11 protein-coding genes are annotated in these 12,857 nt (G+C 45.4%); 8 read left to right on the plus strand and 3 right to left on the minus strand.

Going from position 1 to position 12,857, the window contains the following annotated elements; translation table 11 throughout:
* Positions 1-111 precede the first annotated feature (111 nt).
* Complete coding sequence (locus KXZ66_RS21060) at positions 112-516, plus strand: CidA/LrgA family holin-like protein (protein WP_167568157.1); 405 nt, start codon at positions 112-114, stop codon at positions 514-516.
* Positions 486-1,178 (plus strand): LrgB family protein, encoded by a 693-nt coding sequence (locus KXZ66_RS21065; protein WP_003227015.1) that lies wholly within the window; start codon positions 486-488, stop codon positions 1,176-1,178. The genes KXZ66_RS21060 and KXZ66_RS21065 overlap by 31 nt, the downstream gene beginning before the upstream one ends.
* A gap of 39 nt (positions 1,179-1,217) precedes the next feature.
* On the opposite strand, the gene KXZ66_RS21070 is transcribed toward KXZ66_RS21065, so the two are convergent.
* The gene (locus KXZ66_RS21070; RefSeq protein WP_021481049.1) at positions 1,218-2,249 is read right to left on the minus strand and encodes a polysaccharide pyruvyl transferase family protein; all 1,032 of its coding nucleotides are present in this window, start codon (positions 2,247-2,249) and stop codon (positions 1,218-1,220) included.
* A gap of 92 nt (positions 2,250-2,341) precedes the next feature.
* Positions 2,342-3,490 (minus strand): glycerate kinase, encoded by a 1,149-nt coding sequence (locus KXZ66_RS21075; RefSeq protein ID WP_141949333.1) that lies wholly within the window; start codon positions 3,488-3,490, stop codon positions 2,342-2,344.
* A gap of 195 nt (positions 3,491-3,685) precedes the next feature.
* Between KXZ66_RS21075 and gntR the strand changes: the two genes are divergently transcribed.
* The 6 genes from gntR to ahpF all read left to right on the plus strand — a co-directional run bounded on the left by gntR (position 3,686) and on the right by ahpF (position 11,327).
* Positions 3,686-4,417 carry a gluconate operon transcriptional repressor GntR gene (gene gntR / locus KXZ66_RS21080; RefSeq protein WP_003243132.1) on the plus strand — a complete coding sequence of 244 codons (732 nt, stop codon included), beginning with the start codon at positions 3,686-3,688 and terminating at the stop codon, positions 4,415-4,417.
* Positions 4,410-5,951 carry a gluconokinase gene (gntK, locus tag KXZ66_RS21085; protein ID WP_009968422.1) on the plus strand — a complete coding sequence of 514 codons (1,542 nt, stop codon included), beginning with the start codon at positions 4,410-4,412 and terminating at the stop codon, positions 5,949-5,951. Before gntR ends, gntK begins: the two co-directional genes overlap by 8 nt.
* A 28-nt stretch (positions 5,952-5,979) precedes the next feature.
* Positions 5,980-7,326: a gluconate permease GntP gene (gene gntP / locus KXZ66_RS21090; protein WP_003243139.1), complete on the plus strand. Its 1,347-nt coding sequence runs from the start codon at positions 5,980-5,982 to the stop codon at positions 7,324-7,326.
* Between the two features lie 22 nt (positions 7,327-7,348).
* On the plus strand, positions 7,349-8,755 hold the full coding sequence (gnd, locus tag KXZ66_RS21095; protein WP_219144734.1) for a decarboxylating NADP(+)-dependent phosphogluconate dehydrogenase: 1,407 nt from the start codon (positions 7,349-7,351) through the stop codon (positions 8,753-8,755).
* 465 nt (positions 8,756-9,220) lie between these two features.
* Positions 9,221-9,784 (plus strand): alkyl hydroperoxide reductase subunit C, encoded by a 564-nt coding sequence (ahpC, locus tag KXZ66_RS21100; RefSeq protein WP_015483942.1) that lies wholly within the window; start codon positions 9,221-9,223, stop codon positions 9,782-9,784.
* Positions 9,785-9,797: 13 nt separating this feature from the next.
* Positions 9,798-11,327, plus strand: a complete 1,530-nt coding sequence (gene ahpF / locus KXZ66_RS21105) for an alkyl hydroperoxide reductase subunit F (protein ID WP_219144735.1) — start codon at positions 9,798-9,800, stop codon at positions 11,325-11,327.
* Positions 11,328-11,438: 111 nt separating this feature from the next.
* Here ahpF and KXZ66_RS21110 read toward each other — a convergent pair whose 3' ends face one another.
* Positions 11,439-12,791, minus strand: coding sequence for a polysaccharide pyruvyl transferase family protein (locus KXZ66_RS21110; protein ID WP_077670845.1), 1,353 nt, complete (start codon positions 12,789-12,791; stop codon positions 11,439-11,441).
* Between the last annotated feature and the right edge of the window lie 66 nt (positions 12,792-12,857).

Consider the following 12,857-nt stretch of genomic DNA (forward strand, 5'->3'; position numbering starts at 1 on the left):
TACTTGTATAGTACAATCATATAAAAAGAAAGTAAAGCGATTCCTCAGAACCATCTTAGAAGCAAGCACCAGAAAGGAGGAAGCTGTTCTGATTGGAGAGCAGCACTTGATGTGAAAGTCATACGAATTATCTTGCAAGTGTTGATATTATATGTATTTTTTATGATCGGGGAAGCCATTCAGCATCTGTTTCATTTACCCGTGTCAGGAAGCATCGTTGGATTGGTATTGCTTCTGGTCTGCTTGGGCCTCCGTATTGTTCCCGTCTCCCTCATTGAAGACGGAGCAGGGTTTTTATTATCCTTCCTTCCATTGTTGTTCATCCCGGCAATGACAGGAGTGATAAACTATCCGTCTCTCATTTCATTCAATGGTCTGATGCTGCTGATTACAGTCGTTCTGAGCACCATCGTCACGATCATTGCGGCTGGATTCGCCAGCCAGCTATTAGAGAAAAAAGCAAAAAAACGAAAGGAGAAAGAGAAATGCAGCAAGCATGTATCGCGATCATTATAATTCTTTTAACAGTTGCCGCTTATTTAGCGATGGTCAAACTCTATAAGCGATTCCCGCTTCCATTTCTTATCCCTGTTCTGACAACGACAATTTTGATTGTAGCGGCTTTGATGATGTTTCATGTTTCCTATGAAGGCTATATGATCGGGGGGAAATGGATCAATTCTTTGCTTGGGCCGGCTGTCGTGGCACTGGCCTATCCGCTTTATAAACAATGGCATATCATTGTCAAACATTGTGTTCCCATTCTAGGCGGCGTCCTGGTCGGATTATGCATGGGAATGATCAGCGGGCTGATCTTCGCAGAAGCATTCGGGATTGATCATGATCTCTTATTATCCATTCTGCCAAAGTCGATCACAACCCCTGTCGCTATTCAGATCGCCGCCGGTCTTGGCGGCGTCCCTTCCATGACAGTCGTATTTGTCATGATTGCGGGCTTTTCAGGCGTCATCCTCGGGCCTCTTTTCCTAAAATGGCTTCGCATACGCAGTTCCCTTGGACAAGGCATTGCATTAGGCAGCGCCTCCCATGCACTGGGTACCTCCAAAGCGTTGGAATATGGGGAATTGGCCGTATCCATGAGTTCCGTCTCCATGACGCTTTGTGCGGTGCTCGGCTCATTCTTCGGCCCGCTCGTCGTCTGGCTGTTTCATATTTAACAAAGAAAGACTGCCCCGGGGGAGGGCAGTCTTTTTCGTTTAAGAAGCAAAAAAATCAATCAACGGCTGAAAGTCCTTAGATAAATCAACGTCATTCGGTTCTGCTTGAAGCAGGCGGTCAATCATGCGCTCCAGCTCCTCAACATCATTCTTATCCGTATATTCAATGAAGTTTAAGCTTTCAAGCCAATCCCGATATGAATGTTTGGCTTTGCCATAGCTGTTTCCAAAGACAAGGCAAGGTGTTTTGGTGATAATCGAAAAAATCATCGCGTGAAGGCGGTCGGTAATCACCAATTTACTGGAGCCGATGCGGTCCAGCATCTCCATAAAATGCTTTTCACGATCAGCGTAATCGATGGTGTCTACCGTATCCAGCACCGTATCGGTACGCTCTGTGTAAGTTGTTTTTTCTGCCCATTGCTTCATCTGTGAAATAAAATCTTCGTCAGTCACTTTCTCCTTATCCGCTCTTAAAATAAAGAGAACGCCGTCCCGCTCGAGCTCTCGCGGCACAATATCCAAGGAAAGCACCATGTCCGGTGTAAAGATCACATTGGAGTTGAAGGTCTCTTTCACAACATCCAGTGTTTGCGTCTCACGCGCAGCAATCGTTAAGTTTGTATTTTGATGGTACGCATCCTGTGTTTTTTTCTTTTCCTTCTGTCCTTCCTCTGTATCCTCAAAATAAACGGATTGTGGCAGAGAAATTGATTTGTAGTCTTTAAACGCCGAAAAGACCTTTCTTCTGTCTTCCTCAATATCAAGATAAAGGTTTCCTAAATTCCCTCCGCCTGTAAAGCAGACAATATCGTCTTCACGAATGATCTCCTTCACCAGTTCAATGCCCTCATCCGTCGCATAATCCATAATCTCAATGTATTCATAATACGGAAAATGATTTTTGACAAATTTCTCTTCCGCATACGCAATCGCTTGGTCGCCAATGTTTGTGTAACTAGGGGAACCAAACAAAAATACTTTTCGTTTATCATTTAACAGAGCTTCCGGCTCCACATTTGGCGCAATGCCTTTTACTAGTTTTTTGCCTTTGATTTCTTGTACAGTCATATCTGCGTCCTCCTTCTGGGATGAATTCCTCATTGTGTGTTAACTGTCTCTACCCAAAAAGAAGGATGGCTATGCATTGGCATGTGCATCGGCTATATCAGAAACATCGTTTTCGCCAATTTGATAGACGCTGCAATGTCCCGCGCCGTTCTTTCCATATATTCCGCGGCATGTTCAAACGCGTCTTCTAGCGGCACGGCTCCGGGGACGATGCTGAAAAGCGCATCGATCCCGTGTTGATAGACGGCATCACTGTCTCGTGATACTGATCCCGCAATACCGATGACGGGCACATCGTATGATTTAGCCGCCTTGGCTACGCCGATCGGCGTTTTTCCATGAACCGTTTGGCTGTCGATTCGTCCCTCGCCGGTAATCACAAGATCTGCATCCTGAACGATACTTTCAAAATCAATCGCATTAAGGACAATATCAATGCCTCTTTTCAGGTCAGCCTGAAGATAAGTCAGCAGGCTCCATCCAAGACCGCCCGCTGCACCGGCGCCCTCTGTATCTCGGAAGGTTGATCCGAGCTCTTTTTCTGCCATATCAGCGAAATGGCTTACGTTCTGGTCTAGTACATCCAGCATGTCGGCCGTCGCGCCTTTTTGCGGCCCGAAAACAGCCGTAGCACCCTTTGGTCCTGTTAACGGATTGTCCACGTCACAGGCAACTTCCAGTTTGACATTCCGCAATCTGGAATCAAGCCCGCTAACATCTATTGATGCAAGCTGAGATAACGCGCCGCCCCCTGGGCCAATCTCGCGGCCTGAGTTATCAAGAAGCCTTACGCCCAATGCCTGAATCATCCCGGCTCCCCCGTCGTTCGTGGCGCTTCCGCCGATTCCGATAATCAAACGCTCCGCTCCTGCATCAAGAGCCGCTCCGATTAATTCTCCCGTTCCCCTTGTTGTAGTGATGAGCGGATTTCGCTTATGAATAGGCACCAGATGCAGCCCTGAAGCAGCAGCCATTTCAATCACAGCTGTTCTCCCATCTCCCATCATGCCAAAGAAAGCTTTCACCGGTTCCCCCAGCGGCCCTGTGACAACTTGCTCTATGATCCTTCCGTTGGTCGCATCGACTAGAGATTGAACGGTTCCCTCGCCGCCGTCCGCCACCGGCAATTTTCTGTAATCAGCACCCGGAAAGACCGATTTGAAACCTCTTTCTATCGCTTCGGCTGCCTCCAGAGCTGATAAGCTTTCCTTAAAAGAATCAGGTGCAATGATGATTTTCATCCAAATCCCCTCTTTCAAAACATGATTCACTTATGCTAGTTATCTCCAATGTACCATATTCCATTTAGAAATAAATACCATAATGATTGGGAAAAATTTTATTAAAAATTAGAAATGAAAGTGTTTGCATAAAAGAAATATTCACGTTATCATACTTGTATACAAGTATACTCCTTGAGTGAGGAAGGTGAGTGTATGCTAGACTCCAAAGACCTGTTGTATCCCGCAAAATGGCTCTCAAAAGCGTCAACCGGGGTTCGTGTCGCATACGAGCTGAGAATGCGGATCGTTTCAGGCCTGATTGAAAGCGGTACCATTTTATCAGAAAATACAATCGCCGCCGAGTTTTCAGTAAGCCGTTCGCCGGTTCGCGAAGCGCTAAAAATACTCGCATCCGAAAAAATCATCCGCTTAGAACGAATGGGAGCGGTCGTAATTGGTTTAACTGAGAAGAAAATCGCGGAAATTTATGATGTGCGGTTACTATTAGAAACATTTGTCTTTGAACGGCTTGTCAAAATAGACATTGAGCCTTTAGTTAAGGATCTCAGCAAAATTCTTGAGATGATGAAAGTCTCAATCAAATATGAGGACGCTGACGAATTTTCATTTCAAGATGTGCTGTTCCATGAAACGATTATCCGAGCGATTGATCATTCATACATTCAGATGATCTGGAACAATCTAAAACCCGTCATGGAAAGCTTTATTCTTTTATCGATGCGGGTACGGTTAAAGGAAAAGTATGAAGACTTCACAAGGATTTTAGATAACCACGAGCTTTATATTCAAGCCATCAAAACAAAGGATAGGGCGCTGATGATTCAGTCTCTTCACCAAAACTTTGATGATGTGCAGGATAAGGTAGAAGACCTATGGCTCTCACAACAAATGCTGGCAAAAGGAGCTGAATACAACAATGACTAGTTATATGTTAGGAATCGATATCGGCACGACAAGCACAAAAGCTGTGCTGTTCAGTGAAAACGGAGATGTGGTACAGAAAGAAAGCATCGGCTACCCGCTCTATACACCGGACATCTCAACAGCTGAACAAAATCCGGAAGAGATTTTTCAGGCAGTCATCCATACAACAGCGAGAATTACAAAACAGCATCCCGAAAAACGGATCTCTTTCATTTCGTTCAGCAGCGCCATGCACAGCGTCATTGCAATCGACGAAAATGACAAGCCGCTGACGCCATGCATTACATGGGCCGACAACAGAAGTGAAGGCTGGGCGCATAAGATCAAAGAGGAATTGAACGGACATGAGGTGTACAAACGGACGGGAACACCGATTCATCCGATGGCACCGTTAAGTAAAATTGCCTGGATCACGAATGAAAGAAAAGAAATCGCTTCCAAGGCAAAAAAATATATCGGCATCAAAGAATACATTTTTAAACAGCTGTTCAATGAGTATGTCATCGATTACTCATTGGCATCAGCGACAGGCATGATGAACCTGAAGGGCTTGGATTGGGACGAAGAGGCACTGCGCATCGCAGGCATCACGCCGGATCACTTATCCAAACTCGTGCCGACAACCGAGATCTTTCAGCACTGCAGCCCGGAAATAGCGATCCAAATGGGAATCGATCCGGAAACGCCTTTTGTCATCGGCGCCAGCGACGGCGTGCTGTCCAACCTCGGCGTCAACGCCATTAAAAAGGGTGAAATCGCCGTCACCATCGGTACAAGCGGTGCCATTCGGACGATTATTGACAAGCCGCAAACCGATGAAAAAGGGAGAATTTTTTGCTATGCCTTGACGGACAAGCATTGGGTTATTGGGGGACCTGTGAACAATGGGGGCATCGTCCTTCGCTGGATCAGAGACGAGTTTGCCTCCTCCGAAATCGAAACAGCGACACGGCTGGGCATTGATCCATATGACGTGCTGACGAAAATTGCCCAACGCGTCAGACCCGGTTCTGACGGTCTGCTGTTCCACCCATATCTTGCCGGAGAACGCGCTCCGTTGTGGAATCCGGATGTACGCGGCTCATTTTTCGGCTTGACCATGTCGCATAAGAAAGAGCATATGATACGCGCGGCATTGGAAGGCGTCATTTACAACCTGTACACGGTGTTCTTGGCGTTAACTGAATGCATGGATGGCCCGGTAACCCGCATCCAAGCGACAGGGGGTTTTGCAAGGTCGGAGGTTTGGCGCCAAATGATGTCGGATATCTTCGAATCAGAGGTTGTCGTTCCGGAAAGCTACGAAAGCTCATGTCTCGGCGCCTGCATTTTAGGCCTGTATGCAACAGGAAAAATCGATTCTTTCGACGCCGTGTCCGATATGATCGGCAGCACATACAGACATACGCCGATCGAAGACTCAGCCAAGGAATACAGAACATTAATGCCGATTTTCATCAATCTATCAAGATTATTAGAAAATCAATATACACAAATTGCAGATTATCAGAGGGGCTTAATCACACACAAATAGTACATGACATGAAGGGGAGGGCATTACCATGCCGTTAATCATCGTTGCACTTGGGATCTTAGCATTACTATTTCTGATTATGGGCTTAAAATTAAACACATTTATTTCCCTGCTGGTCGTATCGTTCGGCGTGGCACTGGCACTCGGGATGCCGTTCGATAAAGTTGTCAGCTCCATCGAAGCAGGAATAGGGGGGACTCTTGGCCACATCGCGCTCATCTTCGGACTCGGTGCGATGCTGGGCAAACTGATCGCGGATTCAGGAGGCGCACAGCGCATTGCGATGACGCTCGTCAACAAATTCGGTGAGAAAAATATTCAATGGGCCGTTGTCATTGCCTCATTCATTATTGGGATTGCGTTATTTTTTGAAGTAGGACTGGTTCTATTAATTCCGATTGTCTTTGCGATTTCAAGAGAATTGAAGATTTCTATTTTATTTCTCGGAATCCCGATGGTCGCGGCACTATCCGTCACACACGGTTTCCTGCCGCCGCACCCGGGACCTACGGCGATCGCCGGTGAGTATGGCGCAAACATTGGAGAAGTGCTGCTGTACGGCTTTATTGTTGCTGTTCCGACAGTGCTCATCGCAGGGCCGTTATTTACAAAGTTCGCGAAAAAAATCGTTCCTGCATCATTTGCGAAAAACGGCAATATTGCATCACTCGGCACACAAAAAACGTTTAACCTTGAAGAAACACCCGGCTTTGGAATCAGTGTCTTTACTGCAATGCTCCCGATTATCATCATGTCGGTCGCGACCATTATCGACCTGCTTCAAGAAACAATCGGGTTTGCAGATAACGGAGTTTTAGCTTTTATCAGATTGATTGGAAACGCATCGACTGCTATGATTATTTCGTTATTGGTCGCAGTCTATACAATGGGCATCAAGCGCAACATTCCAGTCAAAACCGTGATGGATTCTTGTTCAACTGCCATTTCACAAATCGGCATGATGCTTTTGATCATCGGAGGAGGCGGCGCCTTCAAACAAGTGCTGATCAACGGCGGTGTCGGCGATTACGTAGCAGACTTATTCAAAGGAACGGCATTATCGCCAATCATTCTGGCATGGCTCATCGCAGCGATCCTGCGCATTTCTCTAGGATCGGCGACTGTTGCCGCACTAAGCACAACAGGTCTGGTCATTCCGTTATTGGGCCATTCTGATGTTAACCTGGCGTTAGTCGTACTCGCAACAGGAGCCGGAAGTGTCATCGCTTCACACGTCAATGACGCCGGCTTCTGGATGTTCAAGGAATACTTCGGATTAAGCATGAAAGAAACATTCGCCACATGGACATTGCTGGAAACCATTATTTCCGTTGCTGGACTGGGATTCATTTTATTGTTAAGTTTAGTTGTATGAAATTAAGAAGGAGCTGTAACACATGTTCAATTCGATTGGTGTCATAGGCTTAGGCGTAATGGGAAGCAACATCGCCTTAAACATGGCAAATAAAGGCGAAAACGTCGCTGTCTATAATTACACCAGAGATTTAACGGACCAGCTTATCCAAAAGCTGGATGGACAATCTCTCAGCCCGTATTACGAGCTTGAGGACTTTGTTCAATCGTTAGAAAAACCAAGAAAAATCTTTTTGATGGTCACAGCGGGAAAACCCGTAGATTCCGTCATCCAATCATTAAAGCCTTTGCTTGAAGAAGGCGACGTCATCATGGACGGAGGAAACTCCCACTATGAAGACACAGAAAGAAGATATGACGAGCTGAAGGAAAAAGGGATCGGCTACCTGGGAGTCGGCATTTCCGGCGGTGAAGTCGGTGCGTTAACAGGGCCTTCCATCATGCCGGGCGGAGATCGCGACGTCTATGAGAAAGCCGCTCCTATCCTGACGAAAATCGCAGCCCAAGTCGGAGATGACCCTTGCTGTGTCTATATCGGACCAAAAGGGGCAGGGCACTTTACAAAAATGGTGCACAACGGCATTGAATATGCCGACATGCAGCTGATTGCAGAAGCGTATACGTTTCTAAGAGAAACGCTTCGTCTGCCGCTCGATGAAATTGCATCTATTTTTGAAACATGGAATCAAGGTGAGCTTAAAAGCTATTTAATAGAGATTACAGCTGAGATTTTACGCAAAAAAGACGAAAAAACAGGACAGCCTCTGATCGATGTCATCCTTGATAAAACCGGCCAAAAAGGCACTGGAAAATGGACGAGCATGCAGGCGATTGATAACGGCATCCCGTCCACGATCATCACAGAGTCCTTGTTCGCCCGCTACTTGTCATCCTTAAAAGAAGAACGGATGGCAGCTCAAGATGTATTAGCAGGCCCGGAAGCCGAAGAAAAACACTTGGATAAAGACACCTGGATTGAATACGTCAGACAGGCTCTTTACATGGGGAAAGTATGCGCCTATGCACAAGGCTTTGCCCAATATAAGATGTCATCTGAGCTTTACGGCTGGAATCTGCCGCTCAAAGACATTGCCTTGATTTTCCGAGGCGGCTGCATCATCCGCGCTGATTTCCTAAACGTGATCAGCGAAGCATTCAGTGAGCAGCCAAATCTGGCAAACCTGCTGATCGCGCCTTATTTCACAGATAAGCTCCATGACTATCAAACAGGCCTGCGAAAAGTCGTTTGCGAGGGCATCAGCACTGGAATCTCTTTCCCATGCTTAACTACCGCGCTCTCTTATTACGACGGCTACCGCACAGGGCGTTCCAATGCGAACCTCTTGCAGGCACAGCGCGATTACTTTGGCGCTCACACGTACGAACGGACTGATATGGACGGCGTTTTCCATACGAATTGGTCTGAATAACCTGTCATCAAAAACACGGTCAGTTTTCAACTGAACCGTGTTTTTTTCTTCTATCCCAAACAACAGAAGACATAAGTTATGTTTTAAATATCATAAACAGTGATACAATAATAGCTAGAAACAATCCCCAAGATCATCATGTGACAGCAGCTTGCTGTTCCGTTCTATTCTGCTTTTGGCCATTGTCCTTTGCCCTTGACCATGGTGTCATAAAATGTTCAAATGCCAAAACGGCCTGTCATTCTGATTTACAAAAATCCCTGAAAACCTTGTCTAATTGAGAATCAGCCTCTCATTTGTTATAAAAGAAATGCCTAAATCCTACCTGTCACACCTTTATTAAGATGAAAAAAAGTAGGTTATCGCTTGACAAAAAATATATATTAATTAATAATTCATATATAATTAGAATTATTATTGAAAGCGAATATGCTTTCTAATACATTTTTAGGAGGAATATACATTATGTCATTAATCGGTAAAGAAGTACTTCCATTCGAAGCAAAAGCATTCAAAAACGGTGAATTCATCGATGTAACAAACGAAGATTTGAAAGGCCAATGGAGCGTATTCTGCTTCTACCCAGCAGATTTCTCTTTCGTATGCCCAACTGAGCTTGAAGATCTTCAAGAACAATATGCTGCTCTTAAAGAATTAGGTGTTGAAGTATACTCTGTTTCTACAGATACTCATTTCGTACACAAAGGCTGGCATGACAGCTCTGAAAAAATCGGCAAAATCACTTACGCAATGATCGGTGACCCATCTCAAACAATTTCTCGCAACTTCGATGTTCTTGACGAAGAAACTGGTCTTGCTGACCGCGGAACATTCATCATCGATCCAGACGGCGTTATCCAAACTGTTGAAATCAATGCAGGCGGTATCGGCCGTGACGCAAGCAACCTTGTAAACAAAGTAAAAGCAGCTCAATACGTTCGTCAAAACCCAGGTGAAGTTTGCCCGGCTAAATGGGAAGAAGGCGGCGAAACTCTTACACCTAGCCTTGATCTAGTAGGTAAAATCTAAGGAGTGCATTCAATTGGTACTTGATGCAAATATCAAAGCACAATTAAATCAATATATGCAGCTAATTGAGAATGACATTGTTCTCAAAGTTAGCGCAGGCGAAGATGACATTTCAAAGGACATGCTGGCTCTCGTTGATGAGCTGGCTTCCATGTCATCGAAAATTTCAGTTGAAAAAGCTGAATTAAACAGAACGCCAAGCTTCGGTGTCAATCGTGTCGGAGAAGACACTGGCGTAACTTTCGCTGGTATCCCTCTGGGCCACGAATTCACATCATTAGTGTTGGCGTTGCTCCAAGTGAGCGGCAGACCGCCTAAGGTGGACCAAAAAGTCATTGATCAGGTGAAGAAGATCAGCGGTGAATACCACTTCGAATCTTATATCAGCCTGACATGCCACAACTGTCCTGATGTTGTACAAGCTTTAAACATGATGAGCGTGCTGAACCCGAACATTACGCACACGATGATTGACGGTGCAGCATACAAAGCAGAAGTTGAAAGCAAAAACATCATGGCAGTGCCGACCGTTTACCTGAATGGCGAATCCTTCGGAAGCGGCCGTATGACGCTTGAAGAAATTCTTGCGAAAATGGGCAGCGGCACAGATGCATCTGAGTTTGCTGACAAAGAGCCGTTTGACGTTCTTGTGGTCGGAGGCGGACCTGCTGGTGCAAGTGCAGCGATCTACACTGCACGTAAAGGCATCCGCACTGGTGTTGTCGCTGAGCGCTTCGGCGGACAGGTTCTCGACACCATGAGCATCGAAAACTTCATCAGCGTCAAAGCGACGGAAGGACCGAAGTTAGCGGCAAGTCTTGAAGAGCATGTGAAGGAATATGATATTGATGTCATGAACCTTCAGCGTGCGAAACGCCTTGAGAAGAAAGATCTGTTCGAACTTGAACTCGAAAACGGCGCTGTCCTGAAAAGTAAAACAGTGATCCTTTCAACAGGTGCACGCTGGCGAAATGTCAACGTACCTGGTGAACAAGAGTTCAAAAACAAAGGTGTCGCATACTGCCCGCACTGTGATGGGCCATTGTTTGAAGGCAAAGACGTTGCGGTAATCGGCGGCGGAAACTCTGGTATCGAAGCAGCGATTGATCTAGCAGGTATTGTGAATCATGTTACTGTGCTAGAGTTCGCGCCGGAACTGAAAGCAGACGAAGTCCTGCAAAAACGTCTCTACAGCCTGCCTAACGTTACTGTCGTGAAAAACGCACAAACAAAAGAAATCACAGGTGATCAGAGCGTTAACGGCATCACATATGTAGACCGCGAAACAGGCGAAGAAAAACACGTTGAACTTCAAGGTGTATTCGTCCAAATCGGTCTCGTGCCAAACACAGAATGGTTAGAAGGAACGGTTGAACGCAACCGCATGGGCGAAATTATTGTCGACAAACACGGCGCAACAAGCGTACCAGGCTTATTTGCTGCCGGCGACTGCACAGACAGTGCGTACAACCAAATTATTATTTCTATGGGATCAGGTGCAACTGCCGCCCTCGGCGCGTTTGATTACCTAATCCGTAACTAATATAAGAAAGCCGCAATATTGCCAGATTGGCAGCATTGCGGCTTTCTTTTTTATTCCAAAAATATTGCAAGTTTTATACAACTGTAATATAGTTGTAATGTTAGTGAATGGTCACTTCACACTCAGCATATTTGCTGTTTTTAAAGCGATACGCACTGATTTTCTATTTAACGTGCCCTGATACTTTTTGACCTTTTTTTTCAGATCTTTAATGGTTTTTTCCTTTTTGGCATTTTCTAATGCCATCAGCGCTTCCCAGCGTTTCGCTGTTTCTGTGGAACTGCAGCCGCTAACTGTAGTCACAGGCGGAAGAAGCTTCGTGTTAGATAGTTTTTCGTCAAAAGGAACGGTATCAGGAATCGCTTTCTCTTTATAAATATGGTCTAATTCATTTTGATTCAAGAAGCTGATGAAATGGTCAAAGTTTTGCGCTTGCCGTTTCTCAGGCTGATGAAAATCAAGTGTTTCAATTAATTCTGACAGTTTTGTCTGATCGGTTATCTCATTTGCCATGACATGCGTTAATTGATGGTACTCAGCTAATTCACGCATTCTGGCATCTTTCGGAAGCAACAGGCTCGGTGTACCGGCAATCGTCGCTGCGATATTTCCATGCAGCCTTGCGCCAAAGCTCAAATCGGCTTTTCTCAGGAAATCCAGCCAAGTCGGCACATTTAAAAAGAATCGGACTCTATCATTCTGATAAGCCGGGTCTTCCATGCTGACCGGATAATTATCAGCAGGCTTCGCTAGCGCAGGCGCACCCGCATACGTCAGAATCATTTCTTTTCGCCATTGCGGGATAAAGTAATGATTCGGGAACTCTTTCATGCTTCTCGTAATGAAGTCCAGCACATGCTTTGGAGACAGTCTTGATGAGTTAACCGTCACCATAGATTCTGTTGTGATATTAGTTTCTCTTATCTTCAGTTCTCTGCCAAACGCATACATAGAAGGACAGCCAATCACCGTATGGTCAATGCCTTCACGGAAGCCTAATCTGGAAAGGTATTTCGCTGTAATTTCACCGCGGACACCGATCATATTTGATCTCTCCAGCACAGCACGTACAAACGCTTTTACATCCTCATCAAAAGGAAAACCTTCATTTAATTTTGGTTCAAACGGAGCCCGCAAACCAACACCAATCACAACAACCGGAATGGTTAGTTTCTTAATTAATTGGGTATATTTCCGTAAAGAAGGCACGAAATCCTCGCGGAATGCATCTGCCAGCGGAATAATATACATATCATAATTTTTATTAATTTGTTCAGCATCCGCTGGATTAATCCGATAATAATCAGGAGTAATCGTCGTTCCTTCTGTCATCAGCGTGCGAAACACACTGTAGGCATATACTAGGTTTCCTACGTTGCCGCCAATGGAGTTGCGAACAATCATTTCAGCTGCATTAAATGTATCAAATGGTGATATGCCAGCTCTTATTAAAATGTTTTTCAATGTGATGTTGCCCCTTCCTCGCCAAATTTACTTTCAGGAGATTTGCTTAGGGAACTCTATCATGAT

Source organism: Bacillus sp. LJBS17, assembly GCF_019334685.1.
In the GTDB taxonomy this organism is placed as follows: Bacteria; Bacillota; Bacilli; order Bacillales; family Bacillaceae; genus Bacillus; species Bacillus subtilis.